Source organism: Bacillus cereus group sp. MYBK101-2, from assembly GCF_051918845.1.
GTDB classification, from domain to species: domain Bacteria; phylum Bacillota; class Bacilli; order Bacillales; family Bacillaceae_G; genus Bacillus_A; species Bacillus_A paranthracis.
The window spans coordinates 923,826-948,739 of the sequence record NZ_JBQAIE010000001.1; the positions used below are offsets into that span (position 1 = coordinate 923,826).

The following is a 24,914-nucleotide window of genomic DNA, read 5'->3' on the forward strand; positions in this document are numbered from 1 at the left end:
TTTATCTAATAAATGAGGAGGAAAATCATATGATACAAAACCTCGGACAAACCATTCGAAATTTACGAAAACAAAAAAATATTACTTTAAACGATTTTGCTGAAAAGCTTGATATTTCGGCAGGTTACTTAAGCAATCTGGAAACAGCCAAAACAGATACTATCTCCTTACAATTACTTGTAAAACTAAATGAAGAACTTGATTTATTTCCTTCACTGAATCAAACTTCTTCTCCTTATCACGAATTACATTTCCGCCTGGATCGTATGTGCCAGTTGCTAAAGTCACTGCATGATACTGATCCAAAGTTAGCTAATTATTTTATCTCTCATATCGAAGAAGGTTTAGAATTATTCAAACAGAAATAACCTCCTTTATGGTTAATATTGTCAAATAAATCACCTTTTATTCATCTAAGTAAATTAATTTTATTAAAATGAATAAAATTAATTCAAAAAAGAGAACCTGTTTATCAGCAGGTTCTCTTTTTCATTTCTATATAAGGAGGTTCATTATGTATTGGAAACAACTTGATATTCCATTTGAAAATCATCCGCATTGCAAAAATATGCTTTATTTAGCGAAACATGTAAATATCCATCCTTTACTCGGCTATCACCTTTTTCTCCACGGCATTCAAACCGAAGAACAGCTATGGTCATTTCTATATCCAGACCCTTCGCAGTTTCATGATCCATTTTTGTTAAATGACATGAAACATGCCGTAGAACGAATTTTAAAATCTATACAACAAAAGGAACTCATTTATGTATTTGGTGACTATGATTGTGATGGAATTACTTCTTCTACAATTTTAAAACAAGCATTAGAGAAGCTTGGTGCACATGTAATGACACGGCTTCCTCTTCGGGAAGAAGGGTACGGATTATCTCCCTATGCTGTTGACTGTCTTCCCGAAAATGTTGCTCTATTAATTACCGTTGACAATGGATCAAGTGCACATTCAGCAATACAACGGGCCAAAGAAAAGGGGATTGACGTGATTGTTACAGATCATCATGAGGTATTGGGAGAACATCCAACTTGTTTAGCATTCATTAATCCAAAAAGAAAAGATAATACCTATCCGTATACAAATTTATGCGGAGCTGGTGTCGCATTAAAGCTAATCCAAGCACTTTTTATGACATTAAAGCAAGACTGGGTGAAAGAAACATGGAATTATATTGAGTACGCAACCATTGGAACCATTGCTGATGTCATGCCACTAACTGGAGAAAATAGAGTTCTCTGTTGGTACGGTCTATACAAAATGCGAAATTGTCCAAATCCACTTATAAAATTGTTTCTGGAACAATTACAACTCAAACATATTGACAGCACTACCATTGGTTTTTTAATCGGACCGATGTTAAATTCCTGCGGGCGTATATCTGATCCTAATATCGGTGGAGCTATCCTCCAAAAAGTAGAACCCACAACAGAGGATATTCAGCTTCTTATGAATTTAAATAACAAACGCAAGCAACTGACAAATGAACAATTTCAAATGGCATCTGAAATCATTCAACAACAATCATTAGAAAAAGATTCATTACTCGTTGTACAAGGAAATTTTCACAAAGGCATTATAGGTATACTAGCTTCCAAAATCTCTAGCCATTATAAAAAACCTACAATTGTACTTACCCAAGACGGAGTGGGCTCTGCAAGAAGTGGAAATGGAAGTAAGTTTTCAATTATACAAGCTATTCAATCTTGCAGTGAACTATTGAAAAAATTCGGAGGACATGCTGCGGCGGCTGGATTATCCATTGTTCCAGAAGAGTCACACATCCAACGGTTTAGGGGACATATACAAGAAGTAGCTAAACAACAAACAAATAGTAAACCTGTCTCATATTTTATGAGCGAGTTGCCAATCTATAACTTTCCTAGTCATTTATTTGATGATTTAATGGCATTGGAGCCATTCGGAAACGGACATCCAAAACCTGCTTTTCGGAGCCAAAACGTCTTCGCTTGTGGTCACTCCTATTTTGGGAAAAATAACGAACATGTTGAGTTCTTTTTCTCAAAAAAGAAGGCTTATGCCTATTCACATGGTCACTTATTTCAAAATTGGAATCGTTATAATCGAATGGACATTTTGTATACACCTCATTCCTATGAAAAACAAGATTTTCTTATCAATGAGATTCAATTGATTCCATAAAAATAACGAAGGTACAATGTTCTTTATCACCAGACATTGTACCTTCGTTATTTCGTTTTCCTCACTTTATACTCGCTAAATAACATTGGTCTCACTAAGGCTCCTATAACGCATTTTCTGCTGAAATCATATCATTCTGTTGCCCGTTTTCTTCTTGTATGATATTGTCCAATATCTTACGAATAACAGGATTATAAATTCGATTGATATGTTTATACCGCTTTTTTGTAACAGGACAAATATAAGAGTCCCCTTCTTTTATAATAAATGATGACGTGTTTTCACCCTGCGGAAATACCTTATTACAAAATACTACATATAACTGTGTTACTGTTTCATTTTCTAATAGAACTTGTTTGTAGGGGAATTTTTGCTTTAATTGATCCTTTAATAACTCATGAAATTCTTCTTCACTTATTTTAGCAATTATTTCGTTTTCCAATTCTTCAGCTGAAGATGTTTTCTCATCCCGTACATAAGGTGTTTTTAATTCCTCGTATAACAAATTATACTCACCTATAATTTGTTCATATGCTTGATTCATCCACCTATTTTGTTCCTTTACTTCCTGCAATTCATCCAACACTTCATTCAGAAAATCATATAAAAATTTTACATCATCGCTACGAATCATACTCTCTTCTGGTAAAGAATTAAACTTTTCCTCCCCATTCAGTGTTCCTACATATGTAGCCACATCTTCTTTGCTTTCCATCAATACTTGTATTTGCTGCTTTATTTGTTCCATATCTTCGACCAAGCCTTGATACTCTTGAAGAATTTGACGTAGCCCTGGACGTTTTTTATCAATAAATTCAAATATATCATCTTGTCGGATCGCCCATCCCTCCTTCCGATTATCTGATGGCACTGCTGGAATTTCTAACTTACGAAGCCAATCTGTAAATGTTTTATAGCTCACTTTTATATAATGTTCTTCCAAAATCTCCATTGCTTCTTGAACACCTATCCATTTTGTCATATCTCACCTCACACCATTTTTTTAGTTACTTTATGAATGTAATAAGAAAGATATAACTATACAAATGTGAAAAGAAGAATTGTAAATAAGACTTCATTCCCTTTAGAACAAAGTCTTATTTACATAATAGATATATTGAAACCTATTTAACTTTTTACATTTCTGTTACGAATTTTCTTTTATTCATTTTGATAAAAGTTATTCATAAATAGTTTGTTTTTCAAATTAACTTTATACACTGTAAAGAATGAAACGTTCGTTTCACAAATAGGGGCGATGTTTATTTGTTACAAAATTTCAGGCAAACAATTCGTGTCTTACGAAAACACAAAGGTATTACAATAAGCCCATGATATACATCCAGAATTAGCGGATTATCTTATTGCACATGTCGAGAAAAGGTTAGAACTATATCAATACCAATCGGGCACCTTATCATCGTGATAAATAACTTGTCTATTTATTATTCATATTTATGAATTAATTTTATAAATATGAATAAAGGTTCCAAAAAAGGGAGAACCTACGTTTATAACAGTTTCTCTTTTCCATATACACTAGGAGGGAAAATAATGGATTCTCTTTCACTTACGGAATGCGTTAAAAAATTAGGAATAAAAGGTTCGGAGGCAATCGTGTCATTTTTAGAGGCCCAAAAACAAAATGGATACATTTTTTATAAAGAAGATTTAAATACACTCTCACAAGACACTCAGTTTGATTTGTACTACTATGAAACAATAGGCTTCATTAAAAACAACTATGCTTTTCCAATTCCGACCGATTTATATTACTCTTTAAAAATTGATAAATGGTCTATTAAATGGCTTACCACCTTTCACCAATTATATTATCCAGAAAATCCGCCCCTACCTTGGGAATGGCAATATTGGAATATTTATGTAGGTAAAAATTTCGTGTGGTTGTATAAATAAATGATATAAACACGCTTATGATTATCTTAATTATTTCATCCCACTATTTTCTAACAATAATAGTTATTTTAATTAGGGCAATCCCAAAAAACTTAAGACCTCCTTTTAACTAGGAGGTCTTTCTTCTGTATACTTTATAAAATACAATTCTAAAGCCTTTAGGAATGCTTCTTCCACATTTAATGTCCCGTATGCTTCGTTTCCAAGTTTGAGTGGAGATGTTTTCTTAGTCATTTGACATCACCTCATCTCCACTATATGCAAGAAAACATTATGGACTACCCTTCTTTATATGTGCTAGTTCTGCATAAACACCCGTAAAGATAGTACTGCATTGCTTAAGTGAAAAAATAGTAAAGAGAAATAAAATTTTCTCTGTTATTGCTCCTTATTTAATAATCCATATACATGTTCGCCCATATACTCTTCTAGTTGAGTACGAAACAGGTCATCCTCCAGCACCTTTCCAAAGAAGCCTTGGTTTTTTTCAAATCCTTCTACCACATAATCCATAAAACGCTTTCGAAATCCTAAAATAAAATCATCATAAGGATTGTTTTGCGCTTGTGTACGCAACGTTTCATCTTCTCTTGCTATATCGACAATTTGTTGGATATTTAATCTCTCGTGTTCACCAAATTCTGTACCATTTTTGGAGTTCAATCTTTCAAGTATTACTGTAAGGGGGTCTTGTGGTGGTTCCTCGTTTGCGCGTCCCCCACTGATAGAAATTGAAACTGTGTAACCCTCGTTATCTTCACCTAAAGAAATATTGCCCTCGTTTTTCTTTTTTATAGAGTAATATTCTAAGACTACTTTGTCCTCTAAATCTATTTTATTACCTGGCTTCAATGCTACTTTCTTTAAGAAATAGCGAAGATATATAAACAATTTATGTAACTCAATATCTTGGAACGGTGTAATTTGTAAAACAAACATGTAAATGCTATTAAATTTTCTTGCTTTACTAATAAAATCTCGTTGTTCCTCTTCTGATAAGTCGAGATATCGTTGAACTGCAGAATCAATATAACTATTAGACAATTCAGTGTCACGTTTGGTTGGCTTTTCTTTATAAATAATCGCTACGAACTTTTCGATTTCTTCTTCTCGAATAATCATATAATTTTCCAATTCCTGTTGGATACTGTATAGCTCGTTTGGATCAATATCGCCTTCTAAAATTGTATCTTCGTAATACGGTTCAAACGACTTTCGAATGTCTTCTGGTTCATTTACAAAATCCAAGATAAACGTATCTTCTTTACCAGGATAAGTACGATTAAGACGTGATAACGTTTGTACTGCTTTTAAACCCGTTAACTTCTTATCAACAAACATTGTATGTAGTTTTGGTTGGTCAAAACCTGTTTGATATTTTTCTGCAACAAGTAGCACTTGATACTCATCGCTATCAAATTTTTTAGGTAATTGTTTTTCAGGAAAACCGTTCATTTCATTCTCAGCATACTCGTCACCACTATCCTTTACTTTTCCTGAAAAAGCAACGAGTGCTTTCATATCTGCATAACCTTTTTTCTTTATATAAGCATCAAATGCTAGTTTATATCGTACTGCATGTAAACGAGAAGCTGTCACGACCATCGCTTTTGCTTGTCCATTTAGTTTTTTTCTCGTAATATTTCGGAAGTGTTCAATCATAATTTCTGTTTTTTGTTCAATATTATGTGGATGTAAACTAACAAAACGAGAAATTGCCTTTGTCGCTTTTGCGCTTTCAAACTCGGGATCTTCTTCTATTTTTTTTGCGATTCGAAAATATGTTTTGTAAGTAACATAGTTTCGAAGTACATCTAAGATAAACCCTTCTTGTATAGCTTGTTTCATACTATAAATATGAAATGGATGTGGTTTACCTTCTGCATCTTCTGTACCAAACATTTTTAACGTGCTGCCTTTTGGCGTAGCTGTAAATGCAAAAAAACTAATGTTTGGTTGTTTACCAACACGAGTAATTTCTGCAATAATTTTTTCTTCTGCATCTGTCTCATTTGCTTCTGCTTCTTCATCTAATTTATGTGCTTCTTCAAGTGTTAAACTTGTAGTGAGTGCCGCCATATTCTTACCACTAGTAGACGAATGAGCTTCATCAATAATGATTGCATAATTTTTATCCTTTAATGTACCAAGTTTATCTATGATATACGGAAACTTTTGAATCGTTGTAATAATAATTTTTGTACCCTTGTTCAAGGATTCAGCTAGTTGTGTTGAATCTTCTTCAATTTTTGCAACCATTCCTGCTTTATGTTCTAGTTGATACACTGCTTTTTGTAATTGTTTATCTAGCACTTTGCGGTCTGTAACTACGATAACTCCATCAAATACAGATTGATTATTGTCATTGTGCAATGTTGCTAGACGATGTGATAACCATGAAATAGAATTTGTTTTCCCACTTCCAGCACTATGCTGAATTAGGTACGATTGACCTGAACCAAATGTTTTCGCATGCGCTAACACTTCTTTTACCGCATCTCGTTGATGATAACGAGGGAAAATCAATGTTTCTTTTATTTTAATATTTCCTTCATCATCTTCCTCTTCATCAACTTTCAAATACACAAACTTATCCAAAATTTCCAGCAAACCATCCCTCGACAATACATCTTCCCACATATAATGTGTCTTAAGCTTTCCTTCAACTGGTGGATTTCCTTTTCCATTGTTGTACCCTTTATTAAAAGGAAGGAAGAACGTTTTTATTCCGTTTAATTTGGTAGTCATATACACTTCGTTTGTATCCATTGCAAAACATGCAATCAAACGTTGTTTAAAACGAAATAGATTGTCTTTTCCACTTCTATCATATATCCATTGATGTTTTGCATCTTGCACATCTTGACCTGTAAATTCATTCTTTAATTCAAATGCTAAAACAGGTAATCCGTTCAGAAATAAAACTAGATCAATTCGCTCTCCTTCCTTATGAATAAGTTCTTCAGTAACGGAGAGACGATTTTTATTGTAAAGTGCAATTAAATCTTGATTTAATGTTGTGGGCGGTCGGAAATAAGCTAAATGTAATTGAACTCCATAATCTTTAATCCCATTTCGGAGCACATCAACCATTCCGCGTCGTTTTAATTCATTATCTAAGCGAAATAAGACTTTTTGTTTGTATTGCCCTTTATAAATTTCTTTTAATTTTTCTAGAGATTTTGCTTGCGTATCTTCAAGAAACAAAAATAACTGAGTTTCATCTAATGCATATTGACGGTTATACTCTTGATTTGTTCCCTCTATATATCCATGTACAGTGGTTAAGTATTCTTTAACCACTGTTTGAAATGCACGTTCTTTTAAAATATCTGGTGTTAATATCACAATCTCACCTCCTGTTCGCTTTCAGTATAACTTCTGACATCAATTTTCCCAGTTACCGCTTCATAAATCAGGGATTGACGATATTTCTCTAATAAGATAATTTGCTCTTTAATCTTCTTAATAACTGAATCTATTTCTGTTGTTTTTAAATCTAAATAATTAACAATTTCTAACTGCTCTTCAAAAGGTGGATAAGTAATATAAGTATTTTTAGCCATCTCAATATTAAAATGTTGTTGGATAGCCCCTCCAGATAAGTTTCTATATTGTTGTTTTGCCACATTTGAATTTAAAAGGTAGCACAAAAAAGCAGAATTTATTTTAGTCGATTTTCTAATAATTATTAAGTCTATACAGTTGGCTCCGTCATACTCCTTAGGCACTACAGAAGTCACTCCAGTATCTCCAGTCCTTATAGAAACCAAATCTCCTTCGTAAATCTTTGATTTACTTAATAATTCATTACTCTCATTACTGATATAAACTAAGTCAGTATTAATAATTTCTCCTTCCTTTACATTAAGAGACCTAAGGCACGGAATACCTCCTTCCCCTTCAATGTAATATTTGGATGGTGTTATTACTATACCAACAGTTATACTATTAGTTATCATTTTATTTTTCTTAATTTCCCAATGACTTGGTATTTGTCCAATCCATTCTAAACCGCTGTCTTTCATTTTTGCGTACGGATTTAATCCACACGTCACTGTTTCCGTAATGAGAGATTGACGATATTGTTGAAGTGTTGCCATTTGTTGTTTTTTATTATTAATAAGGTTTTCAATTGTTTCGTAAATATAGTTTAAGTAATTCGCTATACTTTTTTGTTCTTCATATGGAGGAGATGGAATTAAAATCCTTTTGAATTCATCCCATCTAGTTGACCATAAATCATCTACTATTCCTCTTCCCCACCTATAAAACTCCTCTGAAAACATTTTATTTCTAAACAAGTGATGGTAGTAATCCATGTAAGTATTTTTTGTTTTAGGCTTAATTACTGTACAAATTAAAGAAACTGAACCATCAAATTGTGATACACCACAAGACCCTTTTCTATCTGAACGGCTATTAATAACAAAATCATTTTTCAACACTTTTTTTCTATTGTCATTATTATCTGTTTTTGCTACATTTTCTAATTGTTTTAAAATCCCCATTTTTGTTACGGAAAGTGGTTCAAAGTCTTTATCACTCACTTTTTCACTTCTTTGTTCAAATATTGCCGATACTTTTTTTATTTCCCAATGTTGTGGTATTTCTCCAATCCATTCTACACTACTATCTTTGTGCTGTTTGTATTGTTTATAACTCATTATACAAGCACCTTCTTTAACAGCTCTTGAATATTTTCTTCCAACTGGATGGCACGTTGTTTCAAAACAGAAGAACTTTCAAGTTGCTCATACTTATAAAAATAGCGTGTGAATGGAATTTCATAGCCAATCTTTGTTTTACTTTCATCAATCCATGCATCAGGTACATGTGTTAGCACCTCGCGCCCGAAGTATTCTTGAATATCCTCTTTTAATGAAATATTTTCTGTGTCACGAAGCGTTGGGTCGGCTTCTACTTTTCTTTTAGTATCTTTACATACATCCGCAATTTCATCACGTTCAGATAATCCCATATATATTGCTTTCCATAATCCTGCTTTCACTTCAGGAACATTTTTGAATAACGGTTTTAACCCTTTTAAAAAATCTTCTCGGTTCTTATACAATGTATCAGAAATGTTTTCTTGGAGTATTGCAAGTATTTTCTCTTGCAACATCTTGCCTTCGTCCCACTTCTCCAACTTTTTCATATCTGCTGGCTTCTTGTCTTTCTTACGGCTAAGTTCCGTATATGCTTCTTTATCATATAATTTCGCAAAAGTAGCTTCATTATATAGATTTTCAATACGCTTTGGTGAAATCATAAAGTTAAGTTGTAGAGGTCTTTCTACTGTAATTTTATGATAACCAAAGTCTTCTAAATCGAAAATTTTACAGTATTCGTTTTCTTTAAATTCTCCATACATGCGCGTAATTCCAGCAATTTGAGGTTCCGTAATTTCATTACGTTTATTTCCTAAACTCTTACGCATCTTTTCTGCAAAACTTGTCGCATCTACAAGTTGAATCTTCCCTTTACGAACCGCTCCTTTTACTAAATCATCGTTTTTACGGTTAGATAATATCCAGATGTACGTTGAAATGCCTGTGTTATAGAATAATTGATCTGGTAATGCTACAATACCTTCTAATAAATCCTCTTCAATAATCCAGCGACGAATTTCACTTTCGCCACTTCCAGCATCTCCAGTAAACAAAGGAGAACCATTAAAAATAATCGCCATTCGACTACCTTTTTCATCGCGTTTCATTTTTGAAATCATATGTTGTAGAAACAATAAAGACCCATCGGAAGTTCGAGGAAGACCTGCACCATAACGACCATCTTTTCCTTTTTCTTCATGCTCTTCTTTAATGCCTTCTCCATAGTGCTTCCAATCTACACCAAAAGGTGGATTCATTAAAGCATAGCGAACCTGTAAGTCCTTATGCCCATCTGTATTAGTTAAAGAGTTACCAAATGCAATATGCCCTGCATTTTGTCCTTTAATGAGTAAATCTGCACATGCAATTGCATATGACTTTGGATTAATTTCTTGCCCAAATACTTCAACTTGCGCATTAGGATTTAACTCTTGGATATAACGAGTTGCTTCTGACAACATCCCGCCTGTTCCACAAGCAAAATCCCCGATCTGAACGATTTTACCTTCTTGCATCAATTCAGATTGATCTTCATTTAATACAAGATTCACCATTAATTGAATAACTTCACGCGGTGTATAATGATCACCAGCCTCGGCATTCTCAGAAAAACGACGAATAAATTCTTCGAATATGTAGCCCATTTGTATATTGGATACACGTTGAATACTTAAATCGATACCTGAAAACACTTGAACTACACTATAAAGTAAATTATGTTCGTCCATTTTTTGAATTTGTGTATCAAATCCAAATCGTTCGAAAATCGTTCGAATATCCACAGAAAAACCTTGTATATAGTTACGAAGATTTGCTGCTATATTATCTGGGTCTTTTAAAAGTGTTTGAAAATCAAATTGGCTTGTATTGTTAAAATCATAACCAGTAATTTTATTTAAAATTGCATCATGTTTCACTACTTTTGCTCTCTCTAAAACCTGTTGCTTTGTAGGCTGTAATAAGCAATCAAATCGACGCAATACACAAAGTGGTAAAACAACTTCCTGATACTCTTCTTTTTTGTATGGTCCTCGTAAAATTTCTGCATTTTTCCATATAAAATTAACAAATTCATTATTTTGTATTCGTTCCATTTGGACACCTCTTCTAATAATAGATTTTCTCATAAAACTTTTGAGGTTATCTATTCAAATTCTTTTATACACACACGTTATAATTGTACAGTAACCTCTTTTGCTTTTCATCCTCATTTTACTTGTAAAAAATAAAAACAAATCCTTTAATAAATAAGAAAGAAGCAACTCACAAAGAATTGCTCCTTTCTATTAACATTTTATTTAAATATTCCTACCAATAATTCTCGTCATCACCTTCTATTTCATACAGCCAAAAGTATATCATTAAAATTTCAAACTCTTGTTTTCTCCCCTTAACAAACGATTTCTTCGGCATCCTTTTATAAAGAGTGTCGAGGTTAAACAAGTTGTTTTTCTGTTTTATATCGTATTCATACTCCCTAAAATCACTTCGACTTTTTCGCTTATGCTTTCCCTGCCACATATCTGGATTGGCGTGAAAACGATTAATCCAATCAAAAGCAAATGCCGCCACATTAACCTGATGTTTCAACCATGATTTTTCAATCCATTCGTTTGTTTCTTCTGTAATGAAAATTTTATTATACTCCATAAAAATCTGACTTTGAATTTGATGATGATTCTTAATAAATAAGAACAGCATTTCAGTTTGATCTCGTAAAAACGAATATTTTTTCTTCAAGTGAGCATAACACTCATACGAAATACCCCTAAATTCACTATCCATGTTGCATAAAAGAAACAACTTTTCTTTTTTCAAAAAATGAATGATAGAACGATTCAGTTGTTTATATACTCTTCATAAAGGTCAACCAGCCATTCTTGTACTTCGGGTTCATATTGGTTCAGCTGATTTCTGTACTTTTCCAGTCTTTCATTATTAAGATTTGTTCGTTCTTCCACTTTGGTAATGTCCAAATAATTATTAAAATACTCAAAGACATAACTCACACACTTTTGTAAATTTTCCATTCGTGCATCTTTATCAAATTCGTTTATTTGATTTTCTCGCTTTCGTCGGACAATATACTCCTCTAATGTGAGCACGCTTCTTCTCCCCATCAGTTCTGGTAACTAAACTTTCTATTTAGTATATCAAAATAGTAAGCCATTAATGGCAAATGAACTTCATATATTGTATGTTTAACGTAACCGTCAAAATTGGATATATGTGGTATAATAAATTGAATTCAAATATGAGGGGAGAACATAAAATGCGAAATGCCTATATTATTAATACCAATCTTACCCATAATCCGAATTGTGAACAACAAATGCTTCAACAAGAAAAATGTGCAGCATACTATTCACCTTGGAAACACTACATTAGCCTTATTCGCCCAAATGACTTAGTTTTTTTATATAGCAACGGAAAAGGAATTATCGCAAGGGGAATTGCTACAGGCATAGTAGAAACAGCAGATTATGAAAATAATATTGAAGAAGAACACTACATGGAATTAAGTTCATTTGTACAATTAGATACTCCTATGGAAGCTGCTGTTATTACACGAACTTTACAACAAATTGACCCGAAATTTTCAATCAAATTCAATCAAACTATGATTGCACTACCTGATTTATTTGCATCACATCTATGGCGTGTAATTACAAGAGAGTATATTTCTTCCTCTAGATTACCATCATCTTCTTTATAAAAATGTATACTCTTATTTATCCATTATTACAATCCTTAGAAATATCCATTATTCTTCCTAAGGATTGTAATAATGGATATTTCTAATTCTCTCTCTTCTTAAATCTCTATTTCTTTGCAATCCCTACACATCACATTTGAGATGTGGTTACGAACTGTCTTTTCACTGATAAAAAGTTCACCTGCAATTTCTTTCGTTGTTTTATCTTGAACCAGTAATTCAAATACTTCTCTCTCTCTCTTTGTGAGTAAAGGTTTAGATTGATACGCTTTTTCCTTCAACTGGTATAACCCTCCTTGCTTAAGCCAGAGCTGTGTATGTGTAAGTTGGGTGTTTATTTAGTCAAGATATTGTATGAACGAAATGTGCGGGTGGTGAATGAAAATGGGCTTTATTTCACATGTTATTTTAGACTTTTATACAGTGCGTTCACTCTTTATATCCACTTACTTTTCGGTACGCCATATTTGTTCTAGTAATATGCTGACAACTGTACCTACGAACAAACCATTTCCAAATATATATTGCATAACAGACGGCAATGATTGGAGTGCTCCAGACGGTAAAAACATAACACCGCTGCCAAATAATACTGCAATACCTAAAATTGTTACATTCCTTTCATTAAGCTCCACTTGTTTTATATTATTTAATCCAATTCCAATTAGCTGTACGAATGAAGCCATTAAAACTGCAGATGCAACAGCGGATGGTAACGATGCTAAATAACGAATAACACTCGGAAACATCGACATTATGACTAGTAACATACACGCTAATAAGAACGATCGTATATATTTTTGTTTTGTTAAGCGAATAAATCCTGCCGTTGCTGGTAACGGAACGACACCTACAGTTGAAAATACGGAAGAAATGATGTGCGAAATCCCTCCAACCCACGTACCATCCTTCAACTGTTTCTGTTCAATAGTCGCTTTTTGAATGGTAGCTTGATTAATTGCTATAATAGCTGCTACTGTATTTGAAACTAAAATACATACCATAACGAAACTTGATACTGCCATACCTGTATTCCACTTTGGAAGTCCCCAAGCAAATATTTGTGGAAGTTGCACAAACTGAGTTACTTGAGATGGAATCGTAACTTTCCCTGCCATTAGAAAAAGAATCCATCCACTAATTAATCCTATTAAAACCGCATAACTTTTGACAAAACCTTTTCCAAAATTAGATAGTAAAATAACGAACAAAAATATACTAAACGCGATTATCGCTGTAAATCCACCGATTTGGGAAGCAGTAGCAGTAATCCCTAGCATTCCTTTTAGGAATACACCGCTTAATTGTAAACATAATAAAAGTAAAAACGTCCCTGTCACAAGCGGCGTAAATAAAAATAAAATACGTCCGATAAAACCAGTTACTCCTAATCCTATTAAAATAACACCGGAAATTATCATTCCTAATTCTAAAATTTGCAACGTACTATGTAATTGATCTTGCCCGGCAGTTGCGTATGCAAGTACGGTAAATACTCCAACCCAAGATCCAGCTGGCCCATCCGCAATTGGTAGTCTATGTCCAAGCCACCCTTGTAAAAAAGAAGATATACCAACTACAAAAAATGTACGCTGCATTAAATAAAATATTTCTTCCGTCGTAAGATGAAATAATCCGCCAACGACAATTGGTAATGCGATTGAATTCGCTAATAAAAATATAAACCATTGCAAAATTCCCATAATATGATTTTGGTTATGTTGATTGTCCAAATTGTTCATCCCTTCTAGCTTTCCTATAAAAAATATGTTGTAAGCATAAAAAAGAAAGGTTCTACACTCACAATTAGAACCCTCTTCAAAACATTTAAACGATTCTTTTACACAAGATTATTTAATTCCACCTCATTTAAACTGCCAACAACAACATTTCCTTTATGCACGACTAAACGCTTCTCTGTTTGACGCGCTACCGCTTCCGCAGCGCATGTTGCATTCGTCAAAACAAAACTCGCTTCATCTCCTACATTCGGCCATGTTCGCTTCCCTTCATTGTTTAACGTTTCTTTTCCTCCCGTAATAAAGCGAAGAGCTTTTCCTAAAGACCTTTCATCACTCCATCCGAAACGTTCCGCTAACCGATTTGCCTTTTGCAGCATATCACCTGTTCCAAACGGTGACCAATGATCAGTAATACTATCATTTCCTAACGAAACTTTCACACCTTTTTTATCTAATAACGGAATTGGAATTACTTGTTTCCCAATTGGCACCGTTGAAGTAATATCAATGTTTAAAGCAGCTAGTCTTTCTGCCACTTCTTCAGCTTCTTTATCCGTAACACCACCAAGTCCAAGCGCATGACTAATCGTTACGCGCCCTTGCCATCCCGCTTCTTCTGTTACACTTGCCAATCTTTTCATCGTAAACGTTCCAAGATTGTTCGCATCATGCAGATGAATATCAACGTCCGCATTAAATTCTACCGCGATATCCATAATGGTATGTAATGATTTTTCAATATCATTATCCACTGTAGCTGGATCCACTCCACCAACTAGTTGCGCACCCATACGCATCGCGTCTTTCACGAGTTGCACAGAATTACTGCGCAATAATCCATGTTGCGGAAACGCAACGATTCTACCAGAAACTTGATTTTTATATGTTTTCAATGCCGCTAACGTCGCCTCCAAATTACCAAGCCCAATAATCGGATCAACATTACAATGCGTTCTTATATTCGTCGCACCGTTTCGAAGCAATAACGCTAGCATATTTTCCGCTCTATCTTGAGCTGTTGCTAGTTGCTTTGGCAAAATCTTTTCTTCTTCTTTCAAACGTGTAAAGATACTTTCTGCTGGCATACAAGCTTTCCACTGGCCACTATAATAGGTTTTATCAATATGAATATGCATCTCTTCAAAAGCCGGTAAAATTAATAAGCGATTGGCATCAAGAATGAGTACTCCTTCCTCTTGAACAGCCCCAGCTATAATTTTTTTTATTCGACCATCCTCAATAAGTAAACTACATAATTCTGTTTCTGTTCGGGAAATTATCCCCTCTTCATATGTATATCCCGATTCAAGCATTACATTAGTCAACCAATATACTGCCATCTCTATTTCCCCACCCTTTATTAAAAGTTACCTCTTACCATAATTTTAATATCAACTGAAAATTAAGACAATTAATATGACTGTTCCTAAAAAAAATGTCATACAACCTCATAGTCTTCTCATAAATTTCCATATAGAATAGAAGTATATAGTTTGCTATAAAAAGGAGTTGATCGTAATATGTCAAAAAAATTATATAAATCCGAAACTGATAAAATGTTATTTGGTGTATGTGGTGGTTTAGGAGAATATTTTGATATTAGCTCTACTCTTATTCGCATACTTTGGGTTATTGCTATTTTATGTTTTGGGACTGGTTTTTTAGTTTATTTCATTTGTTTATTACTTATGCCGCGTTCGTACTAGTGACATTATGCATATACTTAATGGAAATATAAAAAATCACCTATAGCATTCTATAGGTGATTTTTTCACGAAGAATATTTCATCGTTAAATGTAATACTGCCACTTCATCTTCTTCATTCTTATAACTATGTTTCTTATTCGCTTCAAATTGAATAGAGTCAAACTCATTTAATTCGTATACATCGCTTTCTACTTGAATCGATACTTTCCCTTTCATTACCGTTACAAGCTCAATAGCACCTTCATGATGCGCTTCTGGTTCATATATACTATTCGATCGTAAACAAGCACGGTGCATTTCCATCCCCGTTTCTTTCGTATAACGGAACATTGTTTCTAAATGCCATGCTTGTCCTACATCTACTGCAAATCCTTCTCCGCAGCGCGCAACCGCTACAGGTTCTCCAACAACCATCAATCTCGATAAAGGAATCGATAATCCTTTCGTTATTTTCCAAATGACGGCTAACGTCGGATTCGTTTCGCCTCTTTCAATCTTTCCTAATGTTAATTTACTAACTCCTGTTTTTTGAGCTAATTCTTCTAAACTTAATTTTTGCTCATTTCGAATTTGCCTTAATAACTGACCTACTTGCTGAATGACTTCTTTCGTTTGCATATCTTCATGTTCTTTCATCTATAAAACCACCTTAAAATATAAAATAGTTTACTTTTATAACATTAAAGTATATTATACTATACATATTGTTCAAATTTCGAAAGGAGTGCTATACTTCATGCGCGCAATTTTATTAGGCCTTTTATCATCAGCCTTTTTTTCCGCAACCTTTATTATTAATCGAGCGATGAATATATCTGGAACGAGCTGGGCTTGGACAGCTTCCTTCCGTTTTTTATTTGCTCTCCCTATTTTATTCCTTATCGTTTTATTTCGCAAAAACTTAAGGGGGTTATGGGAAGAATTAAAGAAACATCCATTGGCTTGGATCGGGTGGGGGTCTGTTGCTGGTATTGGTTTCTATTCTTTATTAAGTTTTGCAGCTGTCTTTTCTCCAGCTTGGCTCGTTGCTGGAACTTGGCAAGTTACGATATTAGCAGGTTTACTACTATCACCACTATTTTTCGTTAAAATAGAAACGAAATCAGGTACAAAACTTGTACGCGGAAAAATTCCACTTCGTAGTTTATATGTCGCCTTATTTATTTTACTTGGTGTAATTTGTATGCAAGCAACTGCTGCAGGTCACATTACAATAACTCAGTTCATTTCAGGTTTTTTACCTGTCGTGTTAGCTGCTTTCTTATATCCGTTCGGTAATCGAAAAATGATGGAACTTGTTGGCGGGCGTCTTGATACATTCCAACGTGTATTAGGCATGGCAATAGGCAGTCTTCCTATAACCATTTTACTTGTTATATACGGATTTTCTACTACCGGTATTCCAACATCAAGCCAAATGCTGCAAGGATTTTTATTAGCATTATGTTCTGGCGTTATAGCGACAATGACATTTTTCTTTGCTACTGACTTAGCAAAAGATAATCTCGCTCTGCTTGGAGCTGTTGAAGCAACACAAGCTGGAACGATGGTCTTTACCGTGCTTGGCGAAATTGTTTTCTTAAATGGTTCATTTCCTGGCGGGCTTTCCCTACTTGGAATGATTATTATTATGTTAGGAATGGTTGCAAATAGCATTTTAAACCGTTCTGTTCCAGTCGTTAAACAGAAAAAAACAGCATAAAAAAGAGTATGGTTCTGTGACAAAGAACCATATTCTTTTTTTATTGTCCCCCTATTTCGCCTTATCAGAATAGTATTTCATTGGCTGTTTATACTAAAACCTATGTTATAATACGGTTCATGCGCAATAATAGGAGGTAAATTATGTTAAAAAAAGCAATCGCTGAATTTATTGGTACATTTGTACTAGTATTATTCGGAACTGGAGTAGCTGTCATTGGCGGCGGAATTGAAGGAATTGGAACATTAGGAATCGCTATGGCTTTCGGTCTATCTATTGTGGCTATGGCATATAGTATCGGAACAATTTCTGGATGTCACATTAACCCAGCAGTATCAGTAGCTATGTTCATCAATAAAAGAATGAACGCTATGGAACTTTGTTATTATGTATTAGCTCAAATTTTAGGTGGTTTATTAGGAACTGCAACATTGGTAACAATTTTACAATCCGCTAAAACACCTTTAGATAATTTAGGACAAAATGGTTTTGGAACTCTTGGTTTATCTGGAGCATTTCTAGTTGAATTTATTTTAACTTTCGTATTCATTTTAGTAATCGTCGCTGTAACAGGTAAAAAAGGAAGTTCTTCTCTAGCAGGATTAGTAATTGGTTTCACATTAGTTTTAGTCCACTTATTAGGTATTCCGTTAACTGGAACTTCTGTTAACCCAGCTCGTAGTATCGCACCAGCTTTATTCGTTGGCGGAGAAGCACTTTCTCAACTATGGGTATTCATCGTTGCACCAATTCTTGGCGGTATCGTAGCAGCTATCGTAGGCAAATTCATTTTAAATACTGAAAAATAGAATTTTCAATATTTCTAAATAAAAAAAGCGAGCCCTCATTATGAGGATGCTCGCTTTTTTACTCTTTCATTTTAGACTTTAAATTTGTAACTAATTGATCTACCGTTACATTTGCAAGTACATTTTCCATCGCTTCTTGCGCTTGCATTAAAATAATTTCTAATACTGATTGAATATTAGCTCCTACTGGACATTCAATGTTGGGATTTTCATGGAAGGAAAATAGCTGTCCTTCTTCTACAACTTCCACTGCTTTATATACATCAAGTAATGTAATTTCTTCTAAATCACGAGCAAGTGTCGTACCACCTTTACCAGCTTGTACATCAACAAGTCCTGCTCTCTTCAACATTCCTGTAATGCGACGAATCACAACTGGATTTGTATTCACACTACCGGCAATCCATTCAGAGGTACAGCGAGAGTTTCGATCTATCGCAAGTAATGTCAGCATATGAACACCTACTGTAAAACGACTACTAATTCCCATCTGCACACCCTCCTTTTTATTCATTCTATTAAAAGACGACTCTTATTATTATATACTATTTTTAATTTATACATAAAGAAAAAGCATGATTTCAATAGGAAATCATGCTTTTCTCTCATTATTGACGCTTTATAAATTTCGCTAAGTCTTTAAATTTCACTTTGTCTGAGTAATTCATTACGCCGTTTACGTAAATGCGGCTTGTAACAGCACTTAATATACCGATTGTCGCTAAAAGCCCCGCCAATGTTATCATAATTTCTAACATACCAGTTTCGCCAGCTACAAAGCGTGAGAATGTAACCATCGGGGTAAAGAATGGAACATAAGAACTTATAACAACGATAGTACTATTTGGGTCACCTAATGATTTAAGACTTATAAAGAATGCTGCAATTATTAAAATTGAAATCGGTAGCATTACACCTTGCAAATCCTCAGTCTTAGAAACAACCGCACCAGCAGCTGCATACATCATCGCATACAGGAAATATCCTGTAACAAAATAAATTAAGAACATACCGATTATTTTTGCATCTAACTTTGTAACATCAATTACGCCAAATAATGAACCATTTTCTAAATCTATCCACCCTAGTAAATAAGGAACTAAATAACCACATGCTAATATGATAAGTTGCAATAACGCCGTTGAAACAACCGCTAAAATTTTTGCATACATCATCGTAAGAGGTTTTACTTTCGGAATCATAACTTCCATAACACGAGAAGCTTTTTCAGAAGCAATATTCATCGCAATTGTGCTTCCGAACGCAACAATAAACATATATAAAGCGAATATGAAGAAATATGCGATTCCGGCAGAGGCAGAACGATCTTTTATTGCTTCTTGTTTCACGGAAATGTCCGTTTGTAATTGTTGTGCAATTTCTGGTGAAACATTATGCTTAGCAACAGTTACCGCCATATATTGTCCCTTTAAATAACTACCTATAATTGTAGAAGTTGTTTCACTAGCGAACCCATTAAACATATACGTAATTTCTGGAACTCCATTCTTTTCAGTTACACGAAACAAGCCGTCTAACTCGCCTTCTTCTACTTGTTTATGTAGTTTATTGAAATCTTCTTTTGAACCAATTGTTAATTTAGCTGATGGTAATAACTTAGTTAACTCTTCTTTTTGGATTTTATATGTAGAACTCTCTGACACAACTGCAATTTTATCTTTATCCTTATTTTTATCATTATTTGAAGTAAGATGATTGAACGCAAAAATTCCAAAAACAATTAAAAATAAAATTGCGCTCATAATTAATGATTTTTTAGATAAAAATGCTTCTCTAAAATAAAATGAAAATACGTGAGAAAATTTACGCATCGTTATTTCGCCCTCTCTACAAAGATTTCGTTTAACGTCGGCTCTAACATTTTAAATTGTCGTAAGGTAACACCTTGTTCTTGTAATTGTTGTAAAATGTTTAGAGCTTCTGCATCATCTTGTACTCGCACATAAAGAAGGCCTTGTTGTTTTTCATACGATACATGTATAGCTTCTAATCCCTTCTCATTCACTTCTGTATCTTCAATCGTTAAATTACGAAAACCATATTGTTTTTTAATATCACTTAATTGGCCTTTTACGACTGCTTCGCCTTTTTTCAAAATACATACATGTTGGCAAAAAGCCTCTACTTGTTCCATACGATGACTAGATAAAATAATTGTCTTTCCGCTCTGTACTTGTTCTTCAATAATGCTAGCTAACATTCCAGCATTCACTGGATCCAGTCCGCTAAATGGCTCATCTAAAATGAGAAGTTCTGGATTATGAAGAAGAGCAGCAATTAATTGAATTTTTTGCTGGTTCCCTTTTGAAAGCTCTCCTGCTGTTTTAAATTTATATTCTGGTATTGCTAATCGATCTAACCAGTGATCAATAGCAAGATCTACTTCTTTTTTCGTCATTCCTTCTAATCTACCAAAATATCGCAACTGGTCTATTACTCTACTTTTAGTATATAAACCTCTTTCTTCTGGTAAGTATCCTATCGTTACCCCACTAGTCCCAAATGGTTTTCCATCCCATGTAATAGAGCCTTCATTAGGCGTTAATAGTCCGAGAAGCATTTTGATTGTCGTTGTTTTTCCTGCACCGTTTCGTCCAAGTAATCCTAACACTTCACCTTTTGGTAATGAAATTTGCAAGCTGTTAACAGCTTTTGATTCCCCAAATTGTTTCGTTAAGTTTTGAATTTGTAAACTCAAAGTATAAAGCCTCCCCTTTAGTATCATTCATACTCTCTTTCAAAGACTATGTTTATTCAGGATAAAATATAGCACTACACTCCATCCTCTTATTATGTAGCATCTCTCTAATCCATCATTTGTTTCATTTAGTTAAAATTGTAAATAAAATCACGTGATTTGTCAATTATAATTGTCATTCCGACAATTATAATTGACAAAATAATTCCCATCATTTTTTCTCATCTTTCTAATATAGGACATACTACTATATATATAAAAGACAATATGCAAATGTTCATACAAAAAATATTATTTTTCGATATATAATATTAACTGGTTTTCTAACATCAAGGAGGGTACATATGAAGATGAAGAGGAGCATTACCACTTTATTATCTGTAGCGGTTCTATCTACATCGCTTGTAGCATGTTCAGGAACACAAGAGAAAACAGTGGCGAAAGAAGAGAAAGTAAAATTAACAGACCAGCAATTAATGGCTGATTTATGGTATCAAACAGCCGGTGAAACGAAAGCACTGTACTACCAAGGATACAATATCGGTCAATTGAAACTTGATGCAGCTCTTGCAAAAGGAACCGAGAAAAAACCCGCTATCGTACTTGATTTAGATGAAACTGTTTTAGATAACAGTCCTCATCAAGCAATGAGCGTAAAAACAGGAAAAGGCTATCCGTATAAATGGGATGATTGGATTAATAAGGCTGAAGCTGAGGCCCTTCCAGGTGCAATTGATTTCTTAAAATATACAGAGTCTAAAGGTGTAGATATTTACTACATCTCAAATCGTAAAACAAACCAACTAGATGCAACAATTAAAAATCTTGAGCGTGTAGGCGCTCCTCAAGCAACAAAAGAACATATATTACTACAAGACCCGAAAGAAAAAGGAAAAGAAAAACGACGTGAACTCGTTTCTCAAACACATGATATCGTCTTATTCTTCGGTGATAACTTATCTGACTTCACTGGTTTTGATGGAAAGTCTGTAAAAGATCGCAATCAAGCAGTAGCAGATTCAAAAGCACAATTTGGTGAGAAATTTATTATTTTCCCTAATCCGATGTATGGTGATTGGGAAGGCGCTTTATATGATTATGATTTCAAAAAATCAGATGCAGAAAAAAATAAAATCCGCCATGACAACTTAAAATCATTTGATGCAAAATAAAAGAGGATGGCATGTGCCCTCCTCTTTTATTGCATATTTCTCGTTAAAGGTAAAATAAACACTTCTACACGTCTATTTTTCGCTTTTCCTTCTTGCGTATCATTTGGAGCAATTGACCGGTATTCTCCGTAACCAACTGCACTAAATTTTCCTGGTTGTAATTCTTTATTTTGCAGTAATACTTGCATAAAATTAACTGCCCGCTGCGTACTTAATTCCCAGTTCGATGCAAATTGCGCATTTGCAATAGGAACATTATCTGTATGTCCAGATACTGTGATTTCACGAGGTGATGCTGAAACAAGTAAATTAGACATTTCTTTCGCAATACTTAACGATTCTAATTTTACGTCCGCTTTCCCAGAATCAAATAGTACATTTTCTAATATCGTTACCTTCAATCCCTTTTCTGTTAAATCAGTTTTAAAAGAAGAAGATAATCGATTTTCCTCAATATACTTATCAATACCTTTTTGTACCGCTTTTAATTCGTTCATTTCTTGTTGCTTTACTTCAGCTTCAGCATTCTTTTTAATCTTCTCAGACTCTAAACTACTTGCTGATAATTCCTTTTCATCATTTGGCTTCTGATCACTTAAAAATTCTTTGTTACCTGTTCCACCAGCTAATTCACTTCGAAAAGCAACAGCCATCTGTTTAAACTTAGCAGCATCTATACTGCTCATTGCGAATAAAACGATGAACAATGCAAACAACAACGTTAACATATCAGAATAAGGGATTAGCCAAGTTTCATCGATATGTTCTTCGTGTTTTTTCTTTTTACTTCTTCTATTTTTTTTACTCCGCATTTTTTTCTGCCCCTTTTTCAAGCTTTTTGCGCTCAGTTGCAGAAAGTGCACCTAAAATGCGGTTCTTCATAATAAACGGATATGTACCTTCTTGTAACATTAATAGACAATCAATAATTAAACGTTTTTTCTCTAATTCAGCTGCAGATTTTTGCTTTAATTTATTTGCAAATGGATGCCATAGTATATAACCTGAGAAAATACCAAAAATCGTTGCAATAAATGCACCCGAAATAGCGTGACCTAACTTTTCAATATCAGTTAAATTACCAAGTGCAGCTACAAGACCAATAACAGCACCTAAAACCCCTAATGTTGGTGCATATGTACCAGCTTGAGAAAAAATTGCTGCCCCCTTTGCATGCCTTTCTTCAATTGCTTCTAATTCAGCTTCTAAAATCTGTTCTAAATCTTCTGCAGATACGCCATCAATCACAAACTTCATACCACGCAAAAGAAATTCATCTTGAATTTTGTCTAATTGCTGCTCTAAAGACAAAATACCGTATTTTCTACTTTCAGATGTCCAATGAACAAACAATTCTAGCAACTGTTCATAACTTAAATCTTTTTTATTAGAACCAAAAAGAACTTTAAATAATTTTGGAATCTTTTTTAATTGATCCATCGGAAATGCGATACATACTGCAGCAAATGTACCAACAAAAATAATTAATGCTGCGGCAGGATTAACTAAGGCCATTACGTCAGCGCCCTTGACGACCATCCCTACAACTACCGCCACTACTCCTAAAATGATTCCAATAAGTGTTGCAAAATCCATTCCCATTCACTCCTAGTCTATACAAGAAGTTCTTTATTCTCGATAATCGCTACATCTTCTTATGTATATATATTACATAAAAAATGAATTTCATGAAAGACAAGAAATGAATTATATAAAAAAATACTACAATTTCACACATTTTCTGACATTTTCTTTGCATTTCTATTACGTTACGACTCTTATATTTCTTTTTCATTAAACTAGACTTATAATAAGAAACGATACACATTTTATTAAGAAAGGACTGTGATTACAAGGCATCATGAAAAAGATAATTATTATTTCTGCCACTACTATTGTAATCGGTATCACTTCTTTCGCTTACTTTAGTTCTAAATCACCACTACAAAATAATGCGAAAGCTGTCGAAAGTCAACAGCATAGTAACCACCAAAAAGAAGAGATTCCTGCTTTTCCAAAAGCTGATGATAATGCAAAGAAGCTAGACAATGATTTTTCCGTTGTAACAAATCCAGAGTCTAATCTTGTATTAGTTAATAAACATCGAAAACTACCAGACGGATACACACCTGAAGACTTAACGAGACCAAACGTACCATTTACTAGTCCAAAAGATAAAGAAAAAACATTGCTGCGCAAAGATGCTGCAGATGCGCTTGAAAGTATGTTTGAAGCGGCAAAGAAAGAAGGACTTGAACTTACAGCTGTATCTGGTTATCGTTCATACAAACGCCAAAAATCATTACATGATACATACGTTAGACGCCAAGGAAAAGCTGAGGCGGATTCAGTAAGTGCCATTCCCGGTACGAGTGAACATCAAACTGGTTTAGCAATGGATATTAGTTCAAAATCTGCTAAATTCCAATTAGAGCCTATTTTTGGAGAGACAAACGAAGGTAAATGGATTGCAAAACATGCTCATGAATTTGGCTTTGTCATTCGTTATTTAGAAGATAAAACAGAAACAACAGAATACTCATATGAACCGTGGCATTTGCGCTACGTTGGAAATCCATACGCTACATACATATATAAACATCATTTAACATTAGAAGAGGCGCTGGAAGACAAAAAATAA

The 24,914-nt window shown here is 34.0% G+C and carries 23 protein-coding genes and 1 pseudogene; 9 read left to right on the top strand and 15 right to left on the bottom strand.

What is annotated here, in order from left to right:
• The first annotated feature begins 29 nt into the window (after nucleotides 1-29).
• Both ACTFSI_RS04895 and recJ read left to right on the top strand, forming a co-directional pair.
• Complete coding sequence (locus tag ACTFSI_RS04895; RefSeq protein ID WP_000615665.1) at nucleotides 30-368, top strand: helix-turn-helix domain-containing protein; 339 nt, start codon at nucleotides 30-32, stop codon at nucleotides 366-368.
• Nucleotides 369-514: 146 nt separating this feature from the next.
• Nucleotides 515-2,176, top strand: a complete 1,662-nt coding sequence (gene recJ / locus ACTFSI_RS04900; RefSeq protein WP_000289869.1) for a single-stranded-DNA-specific exonuclease RecJ — start codon at nucleotides 515-517, stop codon at nucleotides 2,174-2,176.
• A 103-nt stretch (nucleotides 2,177-2,279) separates the two neighbouring features.
• Here the strand turns inward: recJ and ACTFSI_RS04905 are convergent, their stop codons facing one another.
• The gene (locus tag ACTFSI_RS04905; protein ID WP_076872350.1) at nucleotides 2,280-3,158 is read right to left on the bottom strand and encodes a helix-turn-helix domain-containing protein; all 879 of its coding nucleotides are present in this window, start codon (nucleotides 3,156-3,158) and stop codon (nucleotides 2,280-2,282) included.
• A gap of 572 nt (nucleotides 3,159-3,730) precedes the next feature.
• Between ACTFSI_RS04905 and ACTFSI_RS04910 the strand changes: the two genes are divergently transcribed.
• Nucleotides 3,731-4,093, top strand: coding sequence for a hypothetical protein (locus ACTFSI_RS04910; protein WP_000377849.1), 363 nt, complete (start codon nucleotides 3,731-3,733; stop codon nucleotides 4,091-4,093).
• 105 nt (nucleotides 4,094-4,198) lie between these two features.
• Here the strand turns inward: ACTFSI_RS04910 and ACTFSI_RS04915 are convergent, their stop codons facing one another.
• The 5 genes and pseudogenes from ACTFSI_RS04915 to ACTFSI_RS04935 all read right to left on the bottom strand — a co-directional run bounded on the left by ACTFSI_RS04915 (nucleotide 4,199) and on the right by ACTFSI_RS04935 (nucleotide 11,810).
• The gene (locus tag ACTFSI_RS04915; RefSeq protein WP_000163272.1) at nucleotides 4,199-4,327 is read right to left on the bottom strand and encodes a hypothetical protein; all 129 of its coding nucleotides are present in this window, start codon (nucleotides 4,325-4,327) and stop codon (nucleotides 4,199-4,201) included.
• Nucleotides 4,328-4,471: 144 nt separating this feature from the next.
• Nucleotides 4,472-7,441, bottom strand: a complete 2,970-nt coding sequence (locus ACTFSI_RS04920) for a type I restriction endonuclease subunit R (RefSeq protein ID WP_088339437.1) — start codon at nucleotides 7,439-7,441, stop codon at nucleotides 4,472-4,474.
• The gene (locus tag ACTFSI_RS04925) at nucleotides 7,438-8,760 is read right to left on the bottom strand and encodes a restriction endonuclease subunit S (protein WP_000120686.1); all 1,323 of its coding nucleotides are present in this window, start codon (nucleotides 8,758-8,760) and stop codon (nucleotides 7,438-7,440) included. Before ACTFSI_RS04925 ends, ACTFSI_RS04920 begins: the two co-directional genes overlap by 4 nt.
• Entirely contained in the window at nucleotides 8,760-10,799 is a 2,040-nt protein-coding gene (locus ACTFSI_RS04930) for a type I restriction-modification system subunit M (protein WP_000439711.1), read from the bottom strand. The genes ACTFSI_RS04925 and ACTFSI_RS04930 overlap by 1 nt, the downstream gene beginning before the upstream one ends.
• 214 nt (nucleotides 10,800-11,013) lie before the next feature.
• A pseudogene (locus ACTFSI_RS04935) lies at nucleotides 11,014-11,810 on the bottom strand (hypothetical protein).
• 167 nt (nucleotides 11,811-11,977) lie between these two features.
• On the opposite strand from ACTFSI_RS04935, the gene ACTFSI_RS04940 reads away from it, so the two are divergent.
• Complete coding sequence (locus tag ACTFSI_RS04940; protein WP_249277928.1) at nucleotides 11,978-12,421, top strand: hypothetical protein; 444 nt, start codon at nucleotides 11,978-11,980, stop codon at nucleotides 12,419-12,421.
• Between the two features lie 98 nt (nucleotides 12,422-12,519).
• On the opposite strand, the gene ACTFSI_RS04945 is transcribed toward ACTFSI_RS04940, so the two are convergent.
• The 3 genes from ACTFSI_RS04945 to ACTFSI_RS04955 form a co-directional block, all read right to left on the bottom strand.
• Nucleotides 12,520-12,702, bottom strand: a complete 183-nt coding sequence (locus ACTFSI_RS04945; protein ID WP_088356233.1) for a helix-turn-helix domain-containing protein — start codon at nucleotides 12,700-12,702, stop codon at nucleotides 12,520-12,522.
• A gap of 165 nt (nucleotides 12,703-12,867) precedes the next feature.
• Entirely contained in the window at nucleotides 12,868-14,163 is a 1,296-nt protein-coding gene (locus ACTFSI_RS04950) for a purine/pyrimidine permease (RefSeq protein ID WP_138321052.1), read from the bottom strand.
• Nucleotides 14,164-14,261: 98 nt separating this feature from the next.
• Nucleotides 14,262-15,503, bottom strand: coding sequence for an amidohydrolase family protein (locus ACTFSI_RS04955; RefSeq protein WP_138321050.1), 1,242 nt, complete (start codon nucleotides 15,501-15,503; stop codon nucleotides 14,262-14,264).
• Between the two features lie 180 nt (nucleotides 15,504-15,683).
• On the opposite strand from ACTFSI_RS04955, the gene ACTFSI_RS04960 reads away from it, so the two are divergent.
• Nucleotides 15,684-15,869, top strand: coding sequence for a PspC domain-containing protein (locus ACTFSI_RS04960; RefSeq protein ID WP_000038792.1), 186 nt, complete (start codon nucleotides 15,684-15,686; stop codon nucleotides 15,867-15,869).
• A gap of 65 nt (nucleotides 15,870-15,934) precedes the next feature.
• Here the strand turns inward: ACTFSI_RS04960 and ACTFSI_RS04965 are convergent, their stop codons facing one another.
• Nucleotides 15,935-16,507: a helix-turn-helix domain-containing protein gene (locus tag ACTFSI_RS04965; RefSeq protein WP_000658051.1), complete on the bottom strand. Its 573-nt coding sequence runs from the start codon at nucleotides 16,505-16,507 to the stop codon at nucleotides 15,935-15,937.
• Between the two features lie 100 nt (nucleotides 16,508-16,607).
• On the opposite strand from ACTFSI_RS04965, the gene ACTFSI_RS04970 reads away from it, so the two are divergent.
• Nucleotides 16,608-17,573 (top strand): DMT family transporter, encoded by a 966-nt coding sequence (locus tag ACTFSI_RS04970; protein ID WP_044790610.1) that lies wholly within the window; start codon nucleotides 16,608-16,610, stop codon nucleotides 17,571-17,573.
• A gap of 143 nt (nucleotides 17,574-17,716) precedes the next feature.
• Nucleotides 17,717-18,382, top strand: coding sequence for an aquaporin (locus ACTFSI_RS04975; RefSeq protein WP_000913202.1), 666 nt, complete (start codon nucleotides 17,717-17,719; stop codon nucleotides 18,380-18,382).
• Between the two features lie 58 nt (nucleotides 18,383-18,440).
• On the opposite strand, the gene ACTFSI_RS04980 is transcribed toward ACTFSI_RS04975, so the two are convergent.
• The 3 genes from ACTFSI_RS04980 to ACTFSI_RS04990 all read right to left on the bottom strand — a co-directional run bounded on the left by ACTFSI_RS04980 (nucleotide 18,441) and on the right by ACTFSI_RS04990 (nucleotide 21,101).
• Nucleotides 18,441-18,872 (bottom strand): Rrf2 family transcriptional regulator, encoded by a 432-nt coding sequence (locus ACTFSI_RS04980; protein ID WP_000512998.1) that lies wholly within the window; start codon nucleotides 18,870-18,872, stop codon nucleotides 18,441-18,443.
• A gap of 118 nt (nucleotides 18,873-18,990) precedes the next feature.
• Nucleotides 18,991-20,214, bottom strand: coding sequence for an ABC transporter permease (locus tag ACTFSI_RS04985; RefSeq protein WP_001224962.1), 1,224 nt, complete (start codon nucleotides 20,212-20,214; stop codon nucleotides 18,991-18,993).
• A 2-nt stretch (nucleotides 20,215-20,216) separates the two neighbouring features.
• Nucleotides 20,217-21,101 (bottom strand): ABC transporter ATP-binding protein, encoded by an 885-nt coding sequence (locus ACTFSI_RS04990; protein WP_138321048.1) that lies wholly within the window; start codon nucleotides 21,099-21,101, stop codon nucleotides 20,217-20,219.
• Between the two features lie 344 nt (nucleotides 21,102-21,445).
• Here ACTFSI_RS04990 and ACTFSI_RS04995 point away from each other — a divergent pair, with 344 nt between their 5' ends.
• The gene (locus ACTFSI_RS04995) at nucleotides 21,446-22,273 is read left to right on the top strand and encodes a 5'-nucleotidase, lipoprotein e(P4) family (protein ID WP_000782823.1); all 828 of its coding nucleotides are present in this window, start codon (nucleotides 21,446-21,448) and stop codon (nucleotides 22,271-22,273) included.
• A gap of 26 nt (nucleotides 22,274-22,299) precedes the next feature.
• Here the strand turns inward: ACTFSI_RS04995 and motB are convergent, their stop codons facing one another.
• Together motB and motA are read right to left on the bottom strand one after the other, a co-directional pair.
• On the bottom strand, nucleotides 22,300-23,085 hold the full coding sequence (motB, locus tag ACTFSI_RS05000; protein WP_001256753.1) for a flagellar motor protein MotB: 786 nt from the start codon (nucleotides 23,083-23,085) through the stop codon (nucleotides 22,300-22,302).
• A complete protein-coding gene (motA, locus tag ACTFSI_RS05005) occupies nucleotides 23,075-23,869 on the bottom strand; it encodes a flagellar motor stator protein MotA (protein WP_000344867.1) in 795 nt (264 codons plus the stop codon). Before motA ends, motB begins: the two co-directional genes overlap by 11 nt.
• Before the next feature lie 265 nt (nucleotides 23,870-24,134).
• On the opposite strand from motA, the gene ACTFSI_RS05010 reads away from it, so the two are divergent.
• Entirely contained in the window at nucleotides 24,135-24,914 is a 780-nt protein-coding gene (locus ACTFSI_RS05010; protein ID WP_138321046.1) for a M15 family metallopeptidase, read from the top strand.